This is a genomic window from Sphaerospermopsis sp. LEGE 08334, from assembly GCF_015207205.1.
Lineage (GTDB): Bacteria > Cyanobacteriota > Cyanobacteriia > Cyanobacteriales > Nostocaceae > Sphaerospermopsis.
Genome location: NZ_JADEXH010000006.1, coordinates 95447 through 120653, shown reverse-complemented (window position 1 = coordinate 120653; position 25207 = coordinate 95447). Strand labels below are relative to the sequence as shown.

24 protein-coding genes are annotated in these 25207 nt (G+C 37.5%); 13 read left to right on the top strand and 11 right to left on the bottom strand.

From position 1 onward, the window contains the following. Positions 1 to 8 precede the first annotated feature (8 nt). From mtnA to hemW, 4 genes are all read right to left on the bottom strand, one after another. Positions 9 to 1046, bottom strand: a complete 1038-nt coding sequence (gene mtnA, locus IQ237_RS05220; RefSeq protein ID WP_194053099.1) for an S-methyl-5-thioribose-1-phosphate isomerase — start codon at positions 1044 to 1046, stop codon at positions 9 to 11. A gap of 543 nt (positions 1047 to 1589) precedes the next feature. Further along, positions 1590 to 3611, bottom strand: a complete 2022-nt coding sequence (locus tag IQ237_RS05215) for a cation:proton antiporter (protein WP_194053048.1) — start codon at positions 3609 to 3611, stop codon at positions 1590 to 1592. Between the two features lie 435 nt (positions 3612 to 4046). After that, a complete protein-coding gene (locus tag IQ237_RS26125) occupies positions 4047 to 4187 on the bottom strand; it encodes a hypothetical protein (RefSeq protein ID WP_228019704.1) in 141 nt (46 codons plus the stop codon). Between the two features lie 496 nt (positions 4188 to 4683). Further along, a complete protein-coding gene (gene hemW / locus IQ237_RS05210) occupies positions 4684 to 5853 on the bottom strand; it encodes a radical SAM family heme chaperone HemW (protein WP_194053046.1) in 1170 nt (389 codons plus the stop codon). A gap of 370 nt (positions 5854 to 6223) precedes the next feature. On the opposite strand from hemW, the gene IQ237_RS05205 reads away from it, so the two are divergent. Further along, a complete protein-coding gene (locus tag IQ237_RS05205; protein ID WP_194053044.1) occupies positions 6224 to 7300 on the top strand; it encodes a PIN/TRAM domain-containing protein in 1077 nt (358 codons plus the stop codon). A gap of 164 nt (positions 7301 to 7464) precedes the next feature. On the opposite strand, the gene IQ237_RS05200 is transcribed toward IQ237_RS05205, so the two are convergent. Further along, positions 7465 to 8538, bottom strand: a complete 1074-nt coding sequence (locus tag IQ237_RS05200) for an aromatic ring-hydroxylating dioxygenase subunit alpha (RefSeq protein WP_194053042.1) — start codon at positions 8536 to 8538, stop codon at positions 7465 to 7467. A 203-nt stretch (positions 8539 to 8741) separates the two neighbouring features. Here IQ237_RS05200 and IQ237_RS05195 point away from each other — a divergent pair, with 203 nt between their 5' ends. Together IQ237_RS05195 and IQ237_RS05190 are read left to right on the top strand one after the other, a co-directional pair. After that, complete coding sequence (locus IQ237_RS05195) at positions 8742 to 9221, top strand: YbjN domain-containing protein (RefSeq protein WP_194053040.1); 480 nt, start codon at positions 8742 to 8744, stop codon at positions 9219 to 9221. A 107-nt stretch (positions 9222 to 9328) separates the two neighbouring features. Continuing rightward, on the top strand, positions 9329 to 10009 hold the full coding sequence (locus IQ237_RS05190; protein WP_194053096.1) for a biotin/lipoate A/B protein ligase family protein: 681 nt from the start codon (positions 9329 to 9331) through the stop codon (positions 10007 to 10009). A gap of 436 nt (positions 10010 to 10445) precedes the next feature. Here the strand turns inward: IQ237_RS05190 and purH are convergent, their stop codons facing one another. From purH to IQ237_RS05175, 3 genes are all read right to left on the bottom strand, one after another. After that, complete coding sequence (purH, locus tag IQ237_RS05185; RefSeq protein WP_194053038.1) at positions 10446 to 11981, bottom strand: bifunctional phosphoribosylaminoimidazolecarboxamide formyltransferase/IMP cyclohydrolase; 1536 nt, start codon at positions 11979 to 11981, stop codon at positions 10446 to 10448. 266 nt (positions 11982 to 12247) lie between these two features. Next, positions 12248 to 12607, bottom strand: a complete 360-nt coding sequence (locus tag IQ237_RS05180) for a VOC family protein (protein WP_194053036.1) — start codon at positions 12605 to 12607, stop codon at positions 12248 to 12250. 50 nt (positions 12608 to 12657) lie between these two features. Continuing rightward, the gene (locus IQ237_RS05175) at positions 12658 to 15693 is read right to left on the bottom strand and encodes an NACHT domain-containing protein (RefSeq protein WP_194053034.1); all 3036 of its coding nucleotides are present in this window, start codon (positions 15691 to 15693) and stop codon (positions 12658 to 12660) included. A 166-nt stretch (positions 15694 to 15859) separates the two neighbouring features. On the opposite strand from IQ237_RS05175, the gene IQ237_RS05170 reads away from it, so the two are divergent. The 4 genes from IQ237_RS05170 to IQ237_RS05155 all read left to right on the top strand — a co-directional run bounded on the left by IQ237_RS05170 (position 15860) and on the right by IQ237_RS05155 (position 17281). Continuing rightward, a complete protein-coding gene (locus tag IQ237_RS05170) occupies positions 15860 to 16213 on the top strand; it encodes a DUF4258 domain-containing protein (RefSeq protein ID WP_194053033.1) in 354 nt (117 codons plus the stop codon). Positions 16214 to 16351: 138 nt separating this feature from the next. Continuing rightward, the gene (locus IQ237_RS05165; RefSeq protein WP_194053031.1) at positions 16352 to 16573 is read left to right on the top strand and encodes a hypothetical protein; all 222 of its coding nucleotides are present in this window, start codon (positions 16352 to 16354) and stop codon (positions 16571 to 16573) included. After that, entirely contained in the window at positions 16570 to 16893 is a 324-nt protein-coding gene (locus IQ237_RS05160) for a type II toxin-antitoxin system VapC family toxin (RefSeq protein ID WP_228019702.1), read from the top strand. Before IQ237_RS05165 ends, IQ237_RS05160 begins: the two co-directional genes overlap by 4 nt. Positions 16894 to 17029: 136 nt before the next feature. After that, positions 17030 to 17281 carry a hypothetical protein gene (locus tag IQ237_RS05155; protein ID WP_194053028.1) on the top strand — a complete coding sequence of 84 codons (252 nt, stop codon included), beginning with the start codon at positions 17030 to 17032 and terminating at the stop codon, positions 17279 to 17281. A gap of 124 nt (positions 17282 to 17405) precedes the next feature. On the opposite strand, the gene IQ237_RS05150 is transcribed toward IQ237_RS05155, so the two are convergent. After that, positions 17406 to 18809 (bottom strand): glycosyltransferase family 2 protein, encoded by a 1404-nt coding sequence (locus tag IQ237_RS05150; protein ID WP_194053026.1) that lies wholly within the window; start codon positions 18807 to 18809, stop codon positions 17406 to 17408. 287 nt (positions 18810 to 19096) lie between these two features. On the opposite strand from IQ237_RS05150, the gene ebsA reads away from it, so the two are divergent. From ebsA to IQ237_RS05125, 5 genes are all read left to right on the top strand, one after another. Further along, the gene (gene ebsA / locus IQ237_RS05145; protein WP_194053025.1) at positions 19097 to 19471 is read left to right on the top strand and encodes a type IV pilus biogenesis protein EbsA; all 375 of its coding nucleotides are present in this window, start codon (positions 19097 to 19099) and stop codon (positions 19469 to 19471) included. Positions 19472 to 19699: 228 nt separating this feature from the next. After that, positions 19700 to 20794 (top strand): phosphotransacetylase family protein, encoded by a 1095-nt coding sequence (locus IQ237_RS05140; protein ID WP_194053023.1) that lies wholly within the window; start codon positions 19700 to 19702, stop codon positions 20792 to 20794. Between the two features lie 247 nt (positions 20795 to 21041). After that, on the top strand, positions 21042 to 21545 hold the full coding sequence (locus tag IQ237_RS05135) for a DNA recombination-mediator protein A (RefSeq protein ID WP_194053021.1): 504 nt from the start codon (positions 21042 to 21044) through the stop codon (positions 21543 to 21545). A gap of 138 nt (positions 21546 to 21683) precedes the next feature. Beyond that, positions 21684 to 22103, top strand: a complete 420-nt coding sequence (locus tag IQ237_RS05130) for an MAPEG family protein (RefSeq protein ID WP_194053019.1) — start codon at positions 21684 to 21686, stop codon at positions 22101 to 22103. Between the two features lie 165 nt (positions 22104 to 22268). Continuing rightward, a complete protein-coding gene (locus tag IQ237_RS05125; protein ID WP_194053094.1) occupies positions 22269 to 22760 on the top strand; it encodes a YajQ family cyclic di-GMP-binding protein in 492 nt (163 codons plus the stop codon). A 125-nt stretch (positions 22761 to 22885) separates the two neighbouring features. Here the strand turns inward: IQ237_RS05125 and IQ237_RS05120 are convergent, their stop codons facing one another. Together IQ237_RS05120 and IQ237_RS05115 are read right to left on the bottom strand one after the other, a co-directional pair. Further along, positions 22886 to 23440 (bottom strand): glutathione S-transferase family protein, encoded by a 555-nt coding sequence (locus IQ237_RS05120; RefSeq protein ID WP_194053017.1) that lies wholly within the window; start codon positions 23438 to 23440, stop codon positions 22886 to 22888. A 15-nt stretch (positions 23441 to 23455) separates the two neighbouring features. Continuing rightward, on the bottom strand, positions 23456 to 23920 hold the full coding sequence (locus IQ237_RS05115) for a hypothetical protein (RefSeq protein WP_194053015.1): 465 nt from the start codon (positions 23918 to 23920) through the stop codon (positions 23456 to 23458). Between the two features lie 411 nt (positions 23921 to 24331). Here IQ237_RS05115 and IQ237_RS05110 point away from each other — a divergent pair, with 411 nt between their 5' ends. After that, on the top strand, positions 24332 to 25057 hold the full coding sequence (locus IQ237_RS05110; RefSeq protein WP_194053013.1) for a tetratricopeptide repeat protein: 726 nt from the start codon (positions 24332 to 24334) through the stop codon (positions 25055 to 25057). Positions 25058 to 25207 lie beyond the last annotated feature (150 nt).

Below are 25207 nucleotides of genomic sequence, written 5' to 3'. Positions count from 1 at the left end.
GTTAATAATTAAGAATGATTATGGCACTTTACCAAATCCCCTGGAGCAAAAGCACCATTTTCTGTAATAATGGCTGTAATTAACTTTGCGGGAGTAACATCAAAAGCAGGATTATAAAATTCTACTCCTGAAGGTGTCAAAACAGTATCACCAACTTGATAAACTTCTGAAGGATGACGTTCTTCAATAGGAATTTGACTACCATTAGCTAAGGTAAAATCTATAGTAGAAATCGGTGCAGCGACAAAGAACGGAATATTATGAGCTTTAGCAACAATGGCTAAACTGTAAGTACCGATTTTATTAGCAGTATCTCCATTGGCAGCTATTCTATCAGCACCGACAACCACCGCATCAATTAAACCTTGTTGCATACAATGAGCGGCCATATTATCAGTAATTACAGTAACGGGAATTCCTTCTTGTACACATTCCCAAGCGGTGAGTTTTGCACCTTGTAAACGAGGACGGGTTTCATCTGCAAATACTCGTGTGAGTCTTCCTTCTCTCCAAGCAGAACGCACTACACCTAAAGCAGTACCATAACCAGCGGTTGCTAAAGCACCAGCATTACAGTGAGTTAATATGATTAATTTTTCGGGTGTTTTGGGTAAAACATTTAAACCGTGATCACCTATTTTTTCACAGGTTTGGATATCTTCAGCGTTGATAGTTTGGGCAGTTTCTAGGAGATTTTGTTTAATTTCTGGGATAGTTCCCAAAGTTTCATAAGCAGTTTTCATCATTCTCCCAATTGCCCAAAATAAGTTTACCGCAGTGGGACGGGTAGAACGCAATAACTGGGCGACTTGTTCTAAACGGTTTAAAAATTCCGTGCGATCGCTGGTTTCAATTTCCCTTGCACCCAAATACATCCCGTAAGCAGCTGCAACACCAATAGCCGGCGCACCTCTAACTATCATAGTTATAATGGCCTCGGCCATGTCTTCGCTACGATTAATTTCTACCACTGCATACTCATTTGGTAAACGGGTTTGATCAATGAGTAAAACTGAGTTATTCTGCCAAACAACGGGATAAAGCATAAATTGGTAATGGGTAATGGGTAATTGGTGATTGGTAATAGCAAAACTGTCACCTGTCACCTGTCACCTGTCACCTAACATTGTGGAAAATAAAGAATCATCATAGCAACATTGGGTTGATTATGAGCGATCGCAAATATTTTTTACCATCTGCGTTTTTTGCTTAACAATTTTTAACATGATTTTGACCCAAAAATCCCAAAAAAGTTTCAACACTCGTTTTTACCCTCAAATTATTGAGAATGGTTGCGAATGACTCAACGTAATTTCAAGGGTCTTGACTTCTGACAGGGTTGTGTTATGATAGTCTTGAAAATAATCCAAGGGTTTTATATACCCAAAAACTGAAATTTCCACTGGATCAGATTTTTTATTGGAATTTATAATATAGAATAGAAAACGCAGATGAACGTAGATAAACGCAAATAAATTTTTCAGTTTTCATCTGAATAAATGGGATATTTGATTTAAATTAATAGGTAATAGGTAATAGGTAATAGGTAATAGTAAAACTGTCCCCAGTCCCCAATCACCAATCACCCACTACTGGGGAAAATAAAGAATCATCATTGCAACTTTGGGATGATGATGAGCGATCGCCTCGGGAATATGACCAAGTAGGGAAAATATCTGGCTTTTTTGTGCTACAGTTCCATTTAACAATAATAAGTCATTAGGTTTGAGTAACCGTGATACTTCTCTGACAAAATTACCTTGCAATTTTTGTACAGGGATATCTGCTGGTATGATCCCATCTGTTAAATCAATATCTACTCCTTTGCTACTGACGACTTGCAAAAGTTGTAAAGATGCTTTTAATTCGGTGGCTAAAGTTTTAGCTAGTTTAATATTTTGGGGAAAAGAAATAGCTTGTGCTTGTTGGGTAGTAAAAGCTAAAAATACTCGTGATGTATGTTCAATTGGTAAAGGAAAACGACTGACTAAAACTGGTACAGAACTGCGTTGCACAATTTTATCAATCACACCACCAAATAAATTTTCTTGGTAAGTGGAATAACCTTTCCAACCACAGACTATCACACTAGCTTGTTTTTCTTCTGCTACTCTAGCAATTCCTTTATCAATTGATTCATCAATTCTGCCAATAGGTAAAACTTTAGTAACTGCGGCATGGGCGATCATTTCTGCGGTGGAAAGTAATTGATTTTGTCTAGCTTTATCTGCGGGTGAAATTGCTTCACCTTCTTCTATTAAAATGTGTAAAGGTAATAAAGTTCCAGCAGCAGACTTAGCTAAGATCATTGCTAACTTTAACAGGTTATCTTCAGTATTGGGGTTAGCTACAGGAACTAAAACGCGATCGCCTAATTTTCCACCTTGAGGTTTTTGAGTAGTAGCATCTTCTGGTTTGATTTTTTTTCCCCATTTTGCTGTCACCCAAGGAGAAGCAATACAGGTAACTAAAATCATAGCTATTGTACCATTTACGGTTAATTGATCTACCAATTTGATATTATAAGCAACAGTAATTGCAGCTAAGGTAGAAGCAGCTTGAGCTACTGACAACCCAAATATCACCATAATTTTATCATGGTTAAAAGCAAATAATTTACCTGCACCCCAAGCAGGAAGATATTTAGCAATAATGGCAACCGTCACCATTACACCAGATACTATTAAAGATTTTGGTTCTTGAATCAGAATTTTGGGATTTACCAACATTCCCACAGAAATGAGGAAAAATGGTACAAATAAAGTATTACCAATAAATTGAATCCGATTCATTAACGGACTAAGTTGGGGGATTAATTGGGTAATAGCAACTCCCGCTAAAAAAGCGCCAATAATCGGTTCTATTTGGACGATATCAGCACCGTAAGAAACTACAAACAACGTAGCGAGAACAAAAGTAAACTCTGCCCCTTCATCATGTCCAAATCTTCTAAAAAACCACTTTCCTAAACGGGGAACACCCCAAAGAGTCAGGAAAGTGTAAATAATCAGAGAAGGAATTAAAAATAACCAAAACTGTAAGGTTAAATTACCTTGATGCGCCCTGACAACTACCGCTAATACTAACAGTGCTAAAATATTAGTAATTAAAGTACCGCCAAGAGTAGTAGTTAAAACTTGCGATCGCATAATTCCCAATTTACTCGCTATCGGTAAAGCCAATAATGTATGGGAAGCAAAACAAGAAGCCACCAAAATAGCAGGTAAAAAACCATAACCTATCGCTAACATTGCCACCGTACCCAAGATCATCGGAATAGCAAATGTCAACAACCCAAAAATTAACGCCTTATCCGCGTTATATTTCATGTCATCGAGGCTCGTTTCCAAACCTGCCATAAACATCAAAAACAACAAACCAACAGTACCCAAGAGGACAATAGTGCTATCTCTGGCTAAAAGTCCGAAACCATGAGGACCAACTATCACCCCAGCCAAAATTAAACCTACGATACCTGGAAGGCGGATTTTTTCAAATAATAGGGGTGCAATTAGCATTATCCCTAAAATTGTCAAAAATACAGGTACAGGTTCTTTAATAGGCGCAGAAACCACAGTCGGCAATAAAAAATTAATGGCATCTATGAACATAGATATTTCTCAGGTAGGAAGTTAGCATTCGACTAAAATATCTATTAATTTCTGAAAATACAAATGCCTTTAGTAGCTATTTTGAGATAGATTTTCGGAAATCGTAAGCATTCAGCTATCAGTAATCAGTAATCAGCTTATAACAGCAAAAACAAAAATTTATCAGCATTAATTGAGGAAATTTACACTTTGTGTAGGGAGCATCCCAATTTTGAAAAAAATAAACACAGCCACACCAAAAACTCTCCCTCAACTCTCTTAACTTTGTGTACTTTGCGTCCTTTGCGGTTCAATCATATCAAGACTTGGGTGCATATTATTTCCATGGATAAAAATATATTTACACATTTAAGATGCTCCCTCTGTGCATTTGTTATTGTTCTTTGTATTTTAGCGTTGAAAGCTGATAACTGACGGCTGAATACTTACCGGAAATTAAGTAAGTTTTTCCTTTAAAGATGCTACTAAAGCTGGTAAATGTTCTGTAGCCTTACCCTCAAGGACAGTAAACCCATCTAATACATCATACAGTACCTCTGAAAGTAGGAATACCGCTTTCTGCGGAAAGTCCAGCACCACTAAATACAACTATCATAATTTTTCAAACCTTCTTCTCGTTATCGTTCCCAGTCTCAGACTGGGAATGCCATTTTAGAGTCTCTGACTCAATTATAAACATTTTTTTGTCTGAATCAGGATGTCCAAGATTTGAGTATTTTCAGGATGTTGTTTGATGATGGTTGGTTACGCACAAGTCACAGAAGAATGAACCACGAAGAACGCAAAGGACACGAAGGTAAGAGGTTTTAGAGAGATTTTCTGTTTTCATCCTGTACATCCTTTAATCCTGGTTATCCTGATTCAGACAAAATACAATTTCTGAAAACTTAGATCAATCTTCAAAAACCATCCTGTAAATCCTTAAATCCTCGAAATCAATAACTTTTTGACTTTTGACTTCCCTAAGGGTGTTCTGATTTAGATTATTCTAACCGCTAAATTTTGATAGTCTTATCACCACTCCCACGTTTAAGCTGATTACTGATAGCTGAATGCTTACTCAAAATTGATATTACTCTCCCATCTTTTCAAATAAATCTGCTAATACCACATTAGAAAATAAAAACCCATCAGGATCAGTTAACCGCAATTTTTCCCCCATAATTTGTACCCAACCTTTACCCAAATAAGGATACAAACATTGTTTGATTTCTGCTACTTTTTCTGTACCAAACTTTTGGGTTAACGTCTTTAAATTCAAACCTTCAGCTAAACGCAAACCCAGCATTAAAGTTTCTAACAATTCGTCTTTCCCAGGTGTGATTTCGCAATCAATTATTGTACCATTTTCTAACCATTGATAATATTCTTTGGTTTTACGAGGACGGGTAAAGCGTTTACCTTGTACATAACTAGCTGCACCCATTCCGAAACCGTAATAAGACAGATTTTGCCAATAAACTAAATTATGTTGACATTGATGTCCGCTTTTGGCATAGTTGGAAATTTCATAATGTTCATAACCTGCATCTGTTAATATTTTTTGCCCTAATTGATACATTTTGACAGTGGTTTCATCTGTCGGTAGGGGTTGATCTCCTGGTTGGTAATAACGTCCGAAAGCTGTACCCGGTTCTATGGTTAAATCATAAATAGATATATGTGTTGGCGAAATTTCTACCGCTTTAGTTAGGGAATTTTCCCATTGATCTAAAGACTGATGTGGTAAACCAGAAATTAAGTCTATGCTAAATTCGGGTATTTCGACTTGGTGAATTAAATCAATAGCTGCAAAAATATCTTCAACTGAGTGCGATCGCCCTGCAATTTTTAACAATTCTGCTGCAAACGTTTGCACACCCAAACTTACCCGGTTCACACCTGCATTTTTATATCCTGTGATATGTGCTAAATCAAAAGTACCGGGGTCCATTTCCATTGAAATTTCTACACTTGGTACAATGCCAAAACGCTTTTCTAATGTTGTTAAAATCTGTTGTAATTGTTCTGTAGATAACAGCGAAGGTGTACCACCACCAAAGAAAATGGTTTTTAAAGGTTGATTAAAAGTGGGTGCAGAGTTTATTTCTTGACAAACTGCCTCAACATATTGACTAATTGTATGTGATGTTTCACCCCGTGAGCGATCGCCCACTACAAACACCGGAAAATCACAATAAAAACACCGCCGACGACAAAAAGGAATATGTACATAAGCAGCAGTAGGAACAGAAAAACTCATAAGATTTTAGATTTTAGTTTTTAAGTAAGCATTCAGCTATCAGCAGTCAGTAATCAGTAAAAGCAGGAATTTGTGAGCATTTTTAGCGATGAATTTAGAAATTAATTTTAGTACCAGTATCCATGAAACATCCTTGAAAATTAGTCTGAATATCAGTTTTATCTGACTCCTGACTCCTTTCTTTACAACAATTCATCTTTTGATAACAAAAATAATAATAATTATGCAAGGAAAAGTCTTTGGGTATAATGTTTGCATAATTGTATTAACTGGTAAACCTATAGTGTAAGTTCATATTTCCCCAGCAATCACCGTTGAAATAAAAAATACCTTACTCTAATGGGTAAACACAGTCGCAGGAAACATTATCATGCTTGATTTCACTATCATTCTCTCATTTATTATCGCATCTGCCGGAATCGGTTATTTCAGTACCGACCTCCTCCCCCCTGGAACTCTTGACGGAGTAACCAACCTAGACGCTTTACGCTTAGTTGTTGCTGTCTTTGCTGCTATCATCGGTGGTGCAGTGGGTTTAAGTTTCCAGACTACCTACCGCCGCTTAGAAGCACAAGTTAGGGAAATGCCTCTAGAAGTCATTTTAACTCGTGCCATTGGTTTAGTAATTGGGTTATTACTGGCTAATTTAATGTTAGCCCCGCTATTTTTATTACCCATTCCCGCAGATTTCAGCTTTATTAAACCTATAGTAGCTGTTGTTGGCAGTATCATACTTTCCGTAACGGGTATGAATTTAGCAGATACCCACGGACGGGGTTTATTACGCTTAATTAATCCTAACACTGTGGAAACTTTAGTAGTGGAAGGAACTCTCAAACCTGCAAATACTAAAGTTTTAGATACTAGCTGCATTATTGATGGCCGCATTGAAGCATTGTTAGAAACGGGATTTTTAGAAGGAGTAATAATTGTTCCCCGGTTTATTTTACAGGAACTGCAACAAGTAGCTGATGCCAGTAAAGATGTAAAACGAGTGCGGGGTAGAAGAGGTTTAGACATTCTCAACCGCATCCGGGAAACTTACCCAGAAAGGATTTTGATTAATCCTGTAGACTATGAAGAGATTCATACAGTTGATGCAAAATTGGTAAAATTTGCCCAAGAAATTAACGGAACACTATTAACTAATGACTACAATTTATCAAAAGTTGCTAGTGTGCAAAAAGTCCCAGTTTTGAATGTTAATGATTTAGTAAATGCGGTGCGTCCTTCTTATTTACCTGGTGATAATATTGATTTGAAAATTCTCAAAGAAGGTAAAGAACCAACTCAAGGTATCGGTTATCTTGATGATGGAACAATGGTAGTTGTTGAAGAGGGAAGCGGTTTTGTGGGTGCTGAATTGCGTGTAGTTGTCACCAGTGCTTTACAAACCTCAGCAGGGAGAATGATTTTTGCTAAACCTCAAGCTTCCGCTTTAGCGTGAGGAAAATGCTAAAGAAAATAGCTGTTTTCCCATCCCTGATTTCTTGAGTCAGGGATTTTGTATTTTAATCCTGACTCCTGTACGGGAATTTTAGATTTTAGATGTCAGATTTTAGATTAAAAAAATTGGGTATAAGTCCATGTCCTTGGGATCATCCCAATTTTTCAACTTGATTTTTCAACTTGAGTTTTCATCAATTTCTGCACACTTACCAAAGCTCGATTTAATTCATAATTTCTGATTTCTGGATTTTGTAAAAAAGCTTGTTGTTCTTCTTCTATCATTTTTACATCTTGTACCACCAAACCGTCAAGTAATTTCTGCGCTGCACCAAATAAGCTATCTTTAATAAACTTCCGAAACCATACTGGTAATTTGTGTAATCTCCAAAAAGCATTGAGTGAGGTAAAATGAATTAAATAAGCTTTGGTTTCTGTCTCGTTTACTGGACATAATAAACAGTAAATTTTAAAATCTTTACCCAAGGTAGACACCCAATGAGGATAAACATAACTCACGTCTAATGGTTCAGGATGCAACCGACGCAAAGCAGGAAAAAACAACTGAGATATAGACCAAATTTTATCTATTTTATAATAACTTTGGGCTGTATAATGGGCATGAACTTTATTGTCATCTTCATCAATATTTTGCAGTGATGCTTCCGCCCAAGCTTGTAAATCTTGATGCAAATGTCCGTGATACATATCCATCAAATTTTCAATTAAATAAGAATAATGGGCTTGAGTTTGAATGACGGAAACTGTGGCAATATAATTTAAATGTTCCCATTCTGGTAAACCCATTGGTTCTGTTTTTGGTTCTTGATCTCCAGGGAATAACCAAATAAAACCATCTTGTTCTTTAACTGGATAATGGCGAATTTTACAAGTTGGTAATTTTTGATTATCTGCTAAATAGGGAACTGCCGCACATTCACCGTCACTATTGAACCGCCAACCGTGATAAGCACATTCTAATTCGTTGTTTATTACTTGCCCATGACTAAGTTTAACTTGACGGTGAGGACAACGGTCTTCTAAAGCGTGAACCTTTCCTGTACTATCTCTATACAGTGCGATCGCCTGTTTCCAAATTGTTACAGCTAAAGAATTATTTGTAACATCGCTACTCCGTGCAACTACATACCAATGATTAGGGTTAATTCCTAATTGGCGGACACTTTTTGGTAACAATGGAGAAATAGATGCGTTTGTTTCAGGTATTGTTTGTTGCATAAAATATTAATATTTAGGTATATTCCAAGATATAATATAAAAATAATATTTGATTTTTGCTCTCACTCACTAGACAAACCTTTATTTCTTCTTTCCTGTTCCCTGTTCCCTGTTCCCTAAACTTGTGACACAAGCCAATTTTGCCTACAAACGATAAAGTAGTTGTAGATTAAAGCAGTAACTATATTGAGGAAAAAATCTGTATGACAAGCTACCAAGAAACTCTCACTCCTGATGAATTAGTTGATGAACTCATTGCGGAAACATCCAGTATTAATTATGTAGAATTAATTGAAAACGTCATTAGCACTTTAGAAGAAGATAAAAGCGCAATGGTGAGTCACACACCAAATGGCGCTTATCTGTGGAAATTTAAATATGGAACAGTGGAAGTATTCGTACAACTCACAGGTTCTAGTGATGAAGATACTATCACGGTTTGGGCTGGGGTGCTGAAATTACCCGCTAAAGATGAACCCAAATTAATGCGTTATCTGTTAGAGTTGAACTGTACTGTTACCTTGGAAGCTCGTTTTGGCATAATTGAAAACCAAGTAGTTGTCATTTCCACACGCACTGTAGCAGAATTGTCACCAGGGGAAATTTCCCGGATCATTACTATTGTGGCCACTATCGCCGATAATTATGATGAGCCTTTGATTGCAGATTATGGTATGGCATAGGCAATTTTAGATTTTAGATTTTAGATTTTAGATTTTGGATTTTAGATTTTGTGGTAAAACAGGTTTGGCGACTAATTCCTTGTTTTGCGGCTGCTGGTAAAATACAAATGGCAGTTGACAGATGGTTACTAGAACAGCATGAGTCAGGAAAACATCCTTCCACTCTGCGGTTTTATACTTGGTCGCCTCCTGCGATTTCTTTGGGTTATCATCAAAAAAAATACCCGGAATTTTGGGAAAATTTATCCACTAATTTCACTGGGAATGGTGATAAACTTGATTTGGTACGTCGTCCTAGTGGTGGTAGAGCAGTTTTACACCAAGGTGATTTAACTTACGCAGTCATCACTTCGGGAATATTGGGTAGTCGGTTACAAGCTTATACAAAGATTTGTGAATTTTTGATTGCTGGATGGCGATCGCTCGGTGTAGAGTTAAACTACGGTCAAGCTGGCCGTGGTTATATTCACAATCCTAACTGTTTTGCAACTGCTACAGGTGCAGATTTAATTTTAGCAGATGGCAGTAAATTAATTGGTAGCGCCCAACTGCGACGGGGAAAGGCAATCTTACAACATGGTTCTATAATTTTACACCCAAATGGGGATTTATTTCAACAAGTATTTGGGAAAGATACTTTTACACCTGTGAAACTACCTGAAAATTTAGATCAAGAAACGATCATTAATACTTTAACTGATGCAGCTTGTGATAGTTTTAATATGCAGGTTGAAATACAACCACTTTCTGAAATTGAGTGGAAAGAAATTTTGGATAAATTGGCATAGATATTAATATTGGTTTTTATATTTCATAACTATGCAAAAAACGTCCGGGAGTGTTACCGTGTTTCCACCCCAGACGCTTTTTGAACTTTGCTCCTCACACACAACTAGAATATATCACTGGTTCAATAGAATAGCAAGAGTTTTCTTGGAAATTTTATATTAGTAAATTAAATATATCGTTTGCAGGGAAAATACAGCCAAATAAAAAACGCCTGGGAGTGTTACCGTGTTTCCACCCCAAGCGTTTTTTATATTCAACATTGCTCCTCACACACAATGGTTAAGTTATCACTGCTAATTTAAAAAACAAGTATTGTGAGTGACACTTTCAAAACTGCACTAATGTTAGGGACTGGGGACTGGGGACTGGGTTATTAACTTCCCTTTCTTCCCCATCTCCGCATCTCTCCTGACTCCTGACTCCTTGAACTCCTAATTAGTGTAAAAAGTGCCGCACACCAGTTACAACCATCAATAAACCCAGTTCATCAGCAGCTTTGATAGAGTCTTTATCCCGCAAACTTCCCCCTGGTTGCACAATAGCAGTAATTCCTGCTGCGGCTGCGGTTCTCACGGTATCATCAAAGGGGAAGAAACCATCACTGGCTAAAAATGCACCTTGGGTTTTTTCTCCTGCTTGTTCTAGGGCAATTTTTGCCGAACCTACCCGGTTCATTTGTCCCGCACCTACGCCTAAAGTCGTTCTATCCTTGCTGATGACAATCGCATTAGATTTAACGTGTTTACAAACTTTACAAGCAAATAGCAACTCAGCTAACTCGCTAGGAGTGGGTTGACGTTTGGTGACAACTTGCCATTTAGCGGTATCTGCAACGATATCATCCGCAGTTTGCGCTAGGAAACCGCCAGCGATCGCTCTTACAGTTTCTTTCGGTCCAGTCAACAAATCTGGTAAAATCAGGACTCTGACATTACCTTTCTTAGTTAAAATTTCCTTGGCTTCCTCATCACAACTCGGTGCAACCACGCATTCTAAAAATGTCTTCGTTAATTCCGTCGCTGTGGCTGCATCAATAGCCCGGTTTAAAGCCACAATACCACCAAAAGCTGAGGTAGAATCAGCATTAAAAGCTTTTTGATAAGCGTCGAAAATACTTTCTGCTTCCGCAGTTCCACAGGGGTTAGTATGTTTAATAATTGTCGCTGCCGGACTTTCAGTAAACTCAGCAATAATGCGGCGTGCAGCTTCTAAATCTACCAAATTATTATAACTGAGTTCCTTACCTTGCAGTTTAGTTGCTGCTGCCCAACCTGTGGGTTTAGTTCCGGTTTGATACCAAGCTGCGGGTTGATGGGGGTTTTCTCCATAACGCAGAGGTTGAATTTGTGTACCGGAAACGGTGTAAGTTTCTGGTAAACCTTCGCTTTGCGTACCAGCTAGATAAGCTGCAATGGCGTTATCATAACTTGCGGTGTGCAAAAATCCTTTTAAAGCGCATTTTTGGCGAAATTCTAAAGAAGCAGAGCCATTTTGGCGTAATTCCTGCAAATACTCATCATATTGAGCCGGATCACATAATACTGTGAGATGGGCAAAGTTTTTTGATGAAGCGCGTAACATTGCCGGACCGCCAATATCAATTTGTTCTACTGCGTCTGCTAAGGTGACACCAGGTTTAGCAATGGTTTCCTCAAAAGGATAAAGGTTAACGACGACGAGATCAATAGGACGAATTTGGTTATCTTCTAAATCTTTGACATCTTGTTCTAAATCACGCCGTGCTAAAATACCGCCATGTATGCGGGGATGGAGTGTTTTCACCCGACCGCCTAATATTTCTGGTGAGCCTGTATAATCTGAAACCTTTGTTACAGGGATTCCCGCATCTTTCAGGGTTTTGGCTGTTCCCCCACTGCTGATGATATCAAAGCCAAATTCCTCAACCAAGCTGCGGGCTAGGTCAATTATACCAGTTTTGTTAGATACACTCAGCAATGCTAGACGCGCCATAATTCCCCTGTTTGTTTTGGACTACAAGTTTGCAAATAGATGTTTATTGTACCTAATGGGGTGCTGTTGGGAAATGTAGAATTAGATATCTTTTGAGAATTACAGATAATTCAAGCACGGAAAACGAACCACGAAGGACGCAAAGGACACGAAGGCAAGAGGATATAAGAGAGTGTTTTCGTACTTCCTATATATTGCTGATATCACCAAATATTCTAACTCCTGACTCCTGACTTCTGACTCCTGACTCCTGACTCCTAATAATATTATTGTTGACTTAGTTCAATAATATTTCCATCGGGGTCTTTTGTGAAGAGGGCAGGACGACCGGAAGCACTTGCTTGAAATGGGTAATTATGACTTTGTAATTCTGTTTTTGCTGCTTCTAAGTCAACAACTGAAAATGCAATGTGGGGGTTACGTCCCCATTTTTCGTTTTGGTTTTCTGTGGGGACGAATGGGGATACTATTAAGTGTATTTGATAGTTACCGAGTTGATACCATGCACCGGGATATTTAAGGGTGCGGTCAATTTTTGCTAGTCCTAATATTGTGCCATAAAAGTGTTCTGATTTTTCTAAGTCGGTGACGAGGATGGCGGTGTGGAGACTTTGGGTAATTTGCATTTGATGGTGTTGGTTTTTTGATGAGTTGTTGAATAGGGGTTTTCAGCTTTTTATTCTATCTCATTAATCCAATTTTGAATAGTATTGAGTAGGTTTTGTTGCTGGGGAAAACCTCTTAATGGTGGGTTTAATGGTTGTTCTGTGATGAAGGCGATATGTAATACATCTGTGAGTTTATTAAGGAAGTTGATGATAGTTTCGTTTGGTTCGCAGTTGTTGATAATTAATGCTAGGTTTTCGGTTTTTAGATGTTTTTTGATTTGGGGAATTTTGCTTTTTAGTTGAGGTGCGTTGTTTACTGTGGGAATTTCTTCTGGTTCGGTAAATGCTGTGAGGTAAATTTGGTTGCAAATTTCTTGAGATATTTCTATGATGTCTGTTTCGTTTTCCAGGGTTTGGAGGTTTAGGGGTAGGGGATATGTTTTGTTTGTGGGTTGGAGTTGGGTGAGGAGGGAATGGGTATTTTTAAGTTGGTTTTCTAGGTTTTGAATTGTGGGTGAGTTACCGTGCCAAGCGCGGTAAAATTCGGGATAGATCATCTTTGATGAACAATTCAAGAGAATTTCATAACAATACCAATAACGATCCTTACAATTATTCTTAAATAAGAATTGAAAATACTTTTTGTTTAACACCCGAACTATTTCCTCTATCACACCAACAGGTGATGTCTGATAAAGACTTATATCATATAAATAGTCTAAAGCAGCTATGATAGTAGTCTTATTCCTACTCTTGTTAAGTATCTGCATACAAATTTTAACTATTTCTAAGTCGTCATAATACTCACTCTGATGAAGAATATAAATTAATGATTCTAAAAAATCATCATTATTATCATTCAAATTAGAATTAATTTCTCTGTAAATATTAACAACTTCTGTGTTATCTTCAGAAAATATCTGAATCAATCTATTTATGATTGCTCCTCTGATAAATTGATCATTATTTAAACTCAATTTCTTAACTATTGCTGTCACTTTTGCTGTATTTATCCATTTCACTTCTTCTTGATAATCAATTTCTCGCTGTTTTATAATTTCTTTACTTTTCTCATATTCGTCATACATAACCTTGAATGTATGAAAACCAAAATCATCATCTTCTTCTGCGCTGTAGTGCATCCAAATTCCCAATTTATTAATGAGAGATTTTCTAATTTCTTCTCTTTGTGATGATGATCTCATACAATCAAGGTTGTAACGCATAATCCAATCATATAAGTCAGATTCCCATATATTATCAAACACCGTAACAACTTCATCTTCACAATCACAAATTACAGTTTTCAAACTGCAATCAGTAAATTCTCTTAAACATTCCTTTGCAATAGCAAATAAATTATATTTCCAAATATTTGGGCAATCATACTCAAAATCACAACCATCTTCAAACTTTGATAACTCATTCATAAATTCATCCTTGATGTTAGGTAATATATCTTGTCTTCCTATCCACAATAAAATTACCTCTTTCCATTTATCTTCAAAAATACGATAAACACAATCTTGGTTATTATGCTGAACAAAAGGATTAGGATTAGCATTATTATGATTGAAAAAATAACTCCAATCATTAATAACTAAAGCTGCAAAATATTCCTGAAAATTAGCATGAAAAAAAGCATAAACATCTTCATCACTCACAGCATCCCTATCTACCTGATTTAACCAACCAACCTCACAAGCTAAATTAAATAACTTTTCATCACCCATTGCTTTTACAGCAAAACTTCTTTTTAATCTAAATCTCACATCACTATTAATTCCCGCTAAAGCTAAATTACCTAACCCTTGATGTAACTTTTCTCTTAATTCATAAGATGTGATTAAATCAGGAACTAATTCCGGTTTCCATTCATAAAAATAACGAGTGAAAAGCTGATAAAATTGAGCTTTAGTTTCTGGTAACTCTCCATTTTCATCTTGATCAAAAATCTGACATAATAAACTTAATCTTAAAGGATTAGTTACTAACTCTCTAATTCTTTCTTTCCCTTTTTCCCGCAATTGTGCAATTAATTTTTCACCATGACTAATCTTATTGGCTTTTTCAAACCAATCTCTAATAAATCTCTCTACATCTTCAGGTGTAAATTCTTGAGTTTTAAAAGTAGTAAACCCAGGTAAAATATTATTATTAGTAGTAGCATCCCACACATTTAAACGACAAGTTAAAATAACCTTTGCTTGTCCTAACCAGTTTTTTAACTCTTGAGCAATTTTATGTAATGCTTGTATAGGTGAAGATTCTCCCATTTCATCCACACCATCTAACAATAACCAAAACTTCCCTTGATAAAATTCGCTTTTAAATTGTTCTTCTACTTCCGTATTAATAACAGCATTAGCATTAACTAACCTTGCAGCATGAGGTAGCCATTTTGTGATCACATAATCTGTTAATGTATTTTCTTGTAAGCTACCAAGAGAAATAAAAATGGGTAAGTTCTGAGTTTTCTCTTTAATATATGTAGCAATAGCATTTAATAAAGTGGTTTTACCTGCTCCTGGTTCTCCCACAATAGCAATATGTTTATTTTTCCGCTGATCACCCTTATTAATTATTTCCTGTAAAAATTCATCATGTTGATAGGTTTTAGTAATTACCTCTGATTCTAATTTATAAATATCTTCTTTTTCTACATTTTCATTTCTTCTTTGTTGCTGTTTTCGTTCCACTAAACCCAAGGGTACATGAACATCTACCTCATATCCCATAGATGATGCTTTGCGTCTATTATTTTGTTGTTCTTGTTGTTTTTCTAGCATTTGATAGCAAATGTTCACTGAATCAATATTACTTTCATCTTTATTACTTTCATTTTTAACTTTATTTTCACTTTGTTGATACCACTCATTAGGATCAACAATATCTGTAGGTTTAATTCCTAAAGCAACAGAAACAGCTTCTATAGTTTTTTGGTCTTTATTTTCTCGACGTTGCAAAGATTTAAGAGTATCAATACTAATTCCTGCTACTTCTGCTAATTTTTCACGAGTGTAACCTTTTTCCTGTCTTTTTTGTTCAATTAAAACTTGACCTTGGGAGGTAATAGAATAACCGCGTTTACGTTGTTTATTCATAGGTAGACACTCGACTTAATCATTAACTGTTATCACTATATTCTGTTCTATACCCTGTGACAAGTGGAGTTAAGGGAAGATAAAGAACTTAATATCTTTCCTTATCTTCCCTGTACGCAGCTAATTTATTTCCTTATGCTGTATTCAAGAGTGGAGGAAAAAGGTTATGAATACTCAAAAACAACTAAACCAAATCTTTCAAAGTGATGAAAATAAATATAAAGTTGGTAATTTAAAACAGAAAGTTCGTTTTCAAGATCCTGAACATACACAAAGACGTAAACAACAAAGAGCTATTAATGAAACTATGATGAAAATTGCTCTTTTATATGGTGAAAAAGATTTTCATGGTAACGATATTAGAGTTACCATACTAGATAAAAATTTGCGAAATACTATTTATGCCAAATTTATAGATAAATTGCGTGGTTTACGAGTTATCTGGAAAGGAGAACTAAACAACCCAGAAATTATTACTGTTTACTGGGATTTTAAAACAAAAGCAACAGGCCGCAAATGAACAGGAATAAATAACTAAATATTGGTGAAAGAGACGTTGACTAAAACGCCTCTTTTATTTTTTGATATTTTCTTTTTATCCATAAAATAAAAATAGTGGTATAATTTATAAATAACATATTTAAACAAGTACAAGAATATGCAACAATTAATCATTCAAGTGGCTGATAAAGAAAAAGCAGAAATGCTATTAAAAATTATTTCGGCTTTAGATTTTGTCAACTCTGTAGAAGTCGTAGAAGATAACACAAATATAGTTGATAGTCAACAAGATTTTTTTGCCTTAGCTGGAATGTGGGAAAATAGAGACATTACCACTGAATCCATTCGTCAACAAGCATGGAGAACAGAAAATAAATGATTTTATGTGATACCAATATCATCATAGAATTTTATAAAAACAATTCTCAAGTTATCTCTGAACTAAGTTTTCTGGGTATCAATCAATTAGCCATTAGTTCTATTACTCAAGCTGAATTATATTATGGTGCTATCAATAATGTGGAGTTGAGAAAAATTAAAAACCATTTAAAATTACTCCATATTATCCCCATTGATGTCATGATATCTACTCAGTTTATTACATTAATGGAAAATTATTCACTTAGTCATAAATTAAGTATTCCTGATGCTTTAATTGCTGCAACAGCATTAGTGTATCAGTTGATTTATATACCTTAAATGTGAAAGATTTTCGCTTTATTAAAAGTTTAAATTTACATCAACCTTCTATTAATTAATAGTGAGGGGATTTATTAACGATGTGCAACAAATGGCAAACGGTTAAGGTAATTTCTTAAACTTCAAAACTTTGAAAATGCTGCAACAAACATCAAAACAAGAAACTGAATGGGAGTTTGCAGAAATCTGGGTAGATACTCTAATATCTCCTCCTTATATTCTGATGTTAGTCCAAGAACAATCAGGAAAATTCTGTATTCATAACCCTGCACAAAACTATAAAATTATCTTTAGCAGTGACAATTATGAAGCCGCTAAAATGTGGCTACTAGAGGATGAATATGAGCGATTGAATAGTCGTATTTTACAACAAGATTCTGATGATTAAGATTAAAAGAGAAAGTGAATCCCTTGAAAACATTGAAATCCTTAGATGATGTGGTTCGTTTAAAAAAAATTAGTAAAAAAATTGTAGGATGCGTTACTAACACACCCTACCTATCTTGCTTTTCTTAATGTACAGCCCCAGTATGTACAGTTTTCACCCACTTCAGCCTTTTAGGACGAACCGACATCCGGGCAGTAGTGCTACTCATCACCATCAACCAATGCAACATATAAATACTGCCGCGAATGGTTTGCAGAAGTAACACCAAATAATTAGATGTTTTTTGATCTTGGCGTGTGCGCTGTAACCCAGCAAACATCCCCACAAAAGACATCGTTACTGATAAACCAGTAATAGGGGCTAAAATGGGTGGACGATGGCGAATTACAGACATTAATAAATCGGGTACTGCTGCTGTCGGTAAAATATACATAATCAGCAGAAAAATCAGTAAATCCACAGTTTTCCGCGTTCCCATGCGGTTTTTGAGGATTAGATCCCAGTAATCTAAATAACGTTGATAACCACCTTCAGCCCATCTGTTACGTTGATGCCAAAGGGCGATCGCAGTAGTTACACCTTCTTCCTGTACAGGGGGATAGAACATACATTCAATATCCCACTGATCCAAATTCAAACGGATAGTCAAATCTAAATCATCGGTGATAGTTTCCTCATTCCAACCACCACAGCTATCCAAAGCTTGACGGCGGACAAATTGACCATTTCCCCGCAGTTCACCCAGTCCACCAATAGCGGTTCTTTGTTGTTGAAACCAAGTATCAACAGCCATTTCCGCCATTTGTCCCTTAGTCCAGAAATTTTCCTTAGCGTTGGCGATCGCCTTTCGCACCTGCACCGCCCCCACCTGTTCCCTTTGGAACACAGGCACAACCTGTAACAATAAATCTGGGTTAACTTGGGCATCCGCATCAAACACCGCAATAATATCGCCCTTAGTCATAGGTAATACCTGATTCAAAGCCCCAGACTTACCGCCAATAGCATCAGCAGAACGTCTGAAAACCTTGAGTTGCTTGTATTCTTCCTGTAGTTCTGCTAATAACTGTGGTGTTTTGTCCGTACTATGATCATCAATAATCCAGACTTCATATTCACCATTAGCATATTCTAAACTACAAAGATTTTTCACTAATCTGCCTATGACCGCTTCCTCATTTTTTGCAGCCACCAACACCGAAACACGGGGTAAATCTCCCTGTATTTCCTTATGATGGTGGCGGGGTCTAGCAAAAATAATCCTGAAAGCATGAATGCTTAAAATTGCCGTCAATCCAAGGATAAAAATAGAACCCCAGGAAACCAAATGTAAAGCAATAGTTCCACCCCAAACCACAGTTAACATGAGGGCAGCTTTGGGTCTACGTCCTTGAAAGCGCGATGAAGAATAAACAGTCTTGATCCCTTCCGTTAACTCCTCCTCTGTTGAAAGGTCAGACAGCAGGGAGTTAAGAGGGTCAGAATTTTCGTTGTAAGCGTCGTTTTCCGGCCAGGAATTCGCTGGCATAGTTTAATTTAAGTAAAAAACCACTATTTGTTTAAAGTTTACAGTTTTTACAGCAGAAAACCCACAATTAGGTATTTAGCAATGCGCTTTATCCCGACTGATTTAACCTCAAAAAGCGACAGATCAAAAAAATATGACTACAAGAGGTTTGACTGACAACTCCTGACTCTTGCCTCTTGCTACAGCAAATATTTTTCTTAAAGTGTGTGAAATCACATACTTATGGGAATAATATTGATTACAACTCAATATCCCATAAACCTAGCTAAGTTGAGGAATTGTCAACGATGTCTATCGACCAACTTCAACCTGTGAGTCAACAGCAAGCTACTCTCTATCTGCCTTACATCCAGCAAAGCAAACGGAATTTCTTGCCTTATGCCATCAGTCTTTATCAAAAAGGCTTTGTTGAAGGACATCGCAAAATAGAAGGTAGTGACAATATTCCCTTCATCGCTACCTGGAACGTTGGGACCTTACCCTCAGACCTCACCCGTTGCCGTATTCAGTTTGATAGCAATGCTGAATTAAGTTATGAAGTAATGATGGCCAGTTATGAGTTTATTAATTTTTTGATTGAACTTATGGAAAATTATAAGCGCCAAAAAGTTAGTGATTTTTCTACAGCTTTTTACCGCAAACTACTGCGAATAGAAGAGTAAATCGGCAGACAGGAGGTAGGAGGCAGAAGTTATGTATTTTGGATTTTGGATTTTGGATTTTGGATTGTTTTTGTCAACTCCAAGCTAAAATCTAAAATCTAAAATCTAAAATTTTCTTCCCCAGTCCCCAATCCCCAATCCCCAAAATCAGCGATTTCTGTTGCTTCAGCTAAAATTAGGAAACACCTAGCTGGGTTCAACAGACGTTTGAAATTAGGAGTGCATGGCGTGCCAACATCTGTTAAATATTTGCTGATTGGATCAGTAGAGACTTACAGTGGTAAATCCGCAACTGTTTTGGGTTTGTCTCATCAGCTAAAGCAAAAAGGATTGGATATAGCCTACGGTAAACCTTTAGGTAATTGTGTGCAGTCCGCCGATGGGAGCTTAGTAGAAGAAGATGTCCAGTTTATTTCTCACAGCTTGAAACTGCCAGAAAATCGTGTTGCACCCACCTTACTTGCTTTAAATGAGGTCAGTGTCCAAAAACGTTTACGTGGTGAAGACAAAACTGATTATCAGCAGTCACTGGTACAGCATTATTTACAAATACCACGGGGTGATTTGATGCTGTTGGAAGGACCAGGTGATTTACCAGAAGGTAATTTATTTGGCTTGTCCTTACTGGAAGTAGCTGAAGTTTTAGATGGGGGTGTGCTATTGGTACATCGTTATAAATCCCTGCTTACGGTAGAGGCGTTGTTATCTGCCAAGAAATTGATAGGCGATCGCCTAGTTGGTGTCGTCATTAATGAAGTTCCCACCGAACAATTAGAAGCAGGTCATAATCTCTTACGTCCATTTTTGGAAGAGCAAGGCATTCCTGTATTAGCAATGTTGCCAAAAAGCGACTTGCTCCGTAGCGTCAGCGTGGGAGAACTGGTAAAACAATTACAGGCTGAAGTTCTCTGTCGCAGCGATCGCCTAGATTTATTAGTGGAAACCTTGGCCATTGGAGCAATGAATGTCAATGCCGCCGTTAAATATTTCCGCAAACGCCGTAACAAGGCAGTAGTCACAGGAGGCGATCGCGTGGAAATTCAACAAGCCGCTTTAGAAACTTCTACCCAATGCCTGATCCTCACCGGACAACTACCCCCTCCCGCCTTTATTCTCAATCGCGCCGAAGAATTAGAAATACCAATTTTATCTGTTGACCTCGATACCTTAACCACAGTGGAAATTGTTGACCGCACTTTTGGACAAGTTCGTGTCCACGAACCTCTCAAAGTAGAGTGCATTAGCCAATTAATGTCCGAACATTTTGACATTAACCGTTTCTTATCTCAACTAGGAGTCAAACCAGCAGCCGCTTTATCTTAGTCGGATTATTGACCCAAATTACCAGTTAATCACCAGCGTAAATCCTACCATTGCCTGTTTCCAAAGCCTGACAGTGAACAGTAATTTTTTCCAACTACCTATTTTGTTAAAGCACTGCCATCAACAAAATCTTTTGTTACTTAACAAAATAATCAAGAAAACAGAGAAATCTGTAACTCTAGTTGGCTTCTTACCTACACGCTGTTTGATAGAATATCTAGGTTGTTTAATCTGATCACCTCCATCTTTGAGCCAGTCAACAGAACTTATCAACCTTGATACATTAGCGCAGGAACTGGCGACAATCCAGCAAACAGGTTCTAAACGAATCGCCTTGTTGGGTTCCCGTCATGTGCCAATTACTCATCAAAATCTCATTGAAATGATGACTTATGCCCTGGTTTTATCGGGCAATCGCATCATTACTTCCGGTGCTACAGGTACTAATTCCGCTGCCATCAAGGGCGCAACACGGGCAGACCCGAACTTATTGACGGTCATCCTACCCCAAAGCCTGGAACGTCAGCCCCATGAATCACGCCAACAACTAGAGCAGGTTATGCATCTAGTCGAAAATCCCAGTAATGATAATCTATCTTTGGCTGAGGCCAGCTACCTGTGCAACAAGGAGATTGTCTCCCGTTGTCAGCAACTCATCTGCTTTGCTTTCCACGACAGTCGCACCCTGCTACAAACCTGTGGAGAAGCAGAAGAACAAAGAAAAGTGGTGACACTGTTCTACTTTGATTAAAGTGAAACGCAGTCTCCACACCGCTAATGATAGAGATGGGTAATTACCAGTGGGTACTGGGTAATGTTTTATCTAAATTACTCAGTATTCCTTTGCGCTCACTAAAAACTACTACCAGTACCAGTATTTATTAGGTTAATGTCCCTATTGCAACTACCTATACCTGCTATTTTTTTGTACTCTATTGCTGCCGCCGCAGTTCTCATTTATGTACCGTTTTTATTCGTAGCTTACGGTCGGGCGCAGGTTGGTTTTGATTTATCTGCCCCTCGTGCCATGTTTGATAAATTGCCTCCTTATGCCCAAAGAGCTACCTGGGCGCATCAAAATTCTTTTGAGGCATTCATAATTTTCAGTGCTGCATCTCTAATGGCTTATGTCTGTGGGGTGAATACTCCTTTAGCAGCAATGGCAGCGATCGCCTTTATCCCCGCTCGGTTACTATACTCTATTTTTTATATTGCCAATATCCCCATTTTGCGATCGCTCATGTTTGGTATTGGCTCTTTTAGTTCTGCCACTCTCTTCTATTTGAGTATCATGAAAGTTTCAGGATAGGTGATAGGTGACAGGTGACAGGTGACAGGTGACAGGTGACAGGTGACAGGTGACAGTAAATCATTAGTTACCTATTACCCATTACCAATTACCAATTACCAATTACCAATTACCAATCACCAATCACCAATCACCAAATTAAACATTTCACATTCAATTTTCTTTATGGCTTCTACGTTTTCTTTTGATATTGTCAGCGACTTTGACCGTCAAGAATTAGTGAACGCTGTTGATCAAGTGGTGCGAGACATCAAAAGCCGTTACGATCTCAAAGACACACAAACAACTGTCGAGTTAGGCGAAAACAGCATTACTATTAACACCGACAGCGATATGACTTTAGAGGCTGTACATGGCATACTGCGGGAAAAAGCAGCCAAACGTAACCTCTCCCAGAAAATATTTGATTTTGGTAAAGTTGAATCTGCCAGCGGCAACCGTGTGCGGCAAGAAATCACCCTCAAAAAAGGCATTAGTCAAGACATTGCCAAACAAATCTCCAAATTGATTCGTGATGAATTTAAAAAGGTGCAAGCCTCAATTCAAGGTGATGCTGTGCGGGTGACAGCCAAAGCGAAAGATGACTTACAAGCTGTAATCCAACGAGTCAAACAAGAAGATTTACCTGTAGCTTTGCAATTTACCAATTATCGTTAGATATTGGTAATTGGTGATTCAATTTTGGATTTTGGATTTTGGATTTTGGATTGTATTTTATTAACTCCAATCTAAAATCTAAAATCTAAAATCTAAAATTTTGTTCACCAATCACCAGTCCCCAATCACCTTTTACCGATACTGTTTTTAAATGCTGGACGCTCAGAAATCTTCTGAATATAGTTAACAACGGCTGGATATTCACTCAAATCAAGCTTGAGCATAATGGGAATATAAGCGAGTATAGATCCCACAGCCACATCGGCAACAGTGAATTCATCACCAAGTAAGAAAGGTTGCCGCGCAAAAATTTCATTCAGGGTAGTTAATAGGCGGGGCATTTCTCGCTCGCGGTTGGCTTCCACAAAAATTCCTGTAGCCAAGGTAGAATTACCAAATAATACCCATTGGGAAAATATGGCACGTTCCTCTAGAGAAATCGGATTTTTACCATATTTTTCCGCAATATACAGCAAAATTGCCCCAGATTCCCAAAGTTTCAAATCACCATCAACAATTGCTGGAACTTTGCCTATGGGGTTAATTGCCAGGTATTCAGGTTGTTTATGTTCACCTGCTTTCATATCCAAAAGGATAAATTCGTAGGGAACTTGTAGTTCCTCTAAATACCACTGCACAATTGATGCACGGCTAAAAGCGCCACCGTAAAGTTTCAACATAATAACTGCTTAAAATCAAAGAACTTTGTGAGTGTGAGAATGTTGTTTAACGTTGTCGTCTTTAGTGACAACTCTAGCGGCATTTAGCACCCGTTTGCGTTCTGTAGAATAATTAAAATCGGTTTTGGTTGTTCCTGCGGGAATCAGGGTTTGGGCTGATTCACTACGCTTGTAGGTGCGAGCAACTGAAAATGCCCGTTGTACAAATTCATCTGCAAACTGTGCTGAATCAGGAAATCCATCAGGCAATAACAGCTTATCACCATCCAAGATACTTCCCAAAGTAGTTGCACAGGCAAGTTTATATGAAGTAGGAATGCCTTTTAATATTGCTTCTAATGCTGCTGAGGGAATAGGTTCTATAACTTCGATTTGGTGTACTTCTCCATCTTCTTTGTAAAAGCACGTTGCCAAGCCGATCACAATGTAATCATCGGCTGTAAGGTCCAAAGCATCTGGATGAGAAATTGTTGTTGTCATGGTAAATTTACTCAAAATTAAATTGTACTGGGCATTGGACATTGGGCATTGGGCATTGGGTAACTTCCCCCTGACTCCTTGATCTCCTGACTCCTGACTCCTGACTCCTTGATCTCCTGACTCCTTGATCTCCTGACTCCTTGATCTCCTGACTCCTTGATCTCCTGACTCCTAACTCCTAACTCCTGACTCCTGACTCCTGAATTATTACATTGATCAAAATTCTTTCTGGAATTGACCTTTGGAGTGATGTATATATTTTTAGGCTTATGGCTTAATTGTTTAAGTAGTTTAAATTTGTTCTTCTTCGATTAAGCCAAGACTCCTGAAACAGTGAAACAGTGAGTAAACCACTAGCAGACAAAATCCTATCATTTGATTTCACAGAGCAAGTAGCTCAGGCAGGAATATATGGATCATTACTCCTTTTTAACTTCTAATACACAGAACAATCCACTATACAAAGGCAATCATCAAAATACTGCGTATACACAAAAAACTGGCGTGAAAACTAGCAGTAAATCTTTACCAGAGGACGGCTACTTAAGGTCTTATGCTTTAAAGTTAGCTCACCAAGGGGATTACACAGAGGCGATCGCTTTGTTAAACCAATTGATTGATAGTCATCCTAACAATGCAATTGATTATAACAATCGCGGGCTAATTTATTTTCAAAGTGGTGAATGCCAAAAAGCTCTAAGTGACTACAATACAGCAATGCAGCTAAATCCTAAGTTAGCAAGTGTTTATAATAACAGAGCTAATTGCTATGCTGCTTGTGGTGAGTTCATTGCCGCATTAGCTGACTATGATCAGGCTTTAGATTTAAATCCGCGTTATGTTCGTGCTTGGATTAACCGTGGTATTACTTTGCGTGATTTAGGAGAATATCAGGAAGCAATTGATAATTTTGAGATTGCATTGTTGTTTGGTCAGCTACAAGGTAATATTTGGGCTGAACGCGGGAGAACTTATCATCTCTGGGGTGACTGGAATTGTGCGATCGCTGATTATTACCGCGCCCTCACATATATCAACTGTTTAGACACCAATGAGGATGTTTCTGGTTATCGGTTGCGCTTACAACTGGAAAATTGGTTAGATGAATTGCTTCTTCCCCAAAAGACTGATTGGTAAATTTTTCACATTAAATCAGATTAAATTCAAAATTCAAAAAATTTCAATTTTTTGCTTTCTCAAATTTTAATTTTTTGTTTTAATTTTGTGGTAGCGCCCCTGCATCTTTGATTTGCTAATAGATGATAACTATCAAACTCTTCACGAATT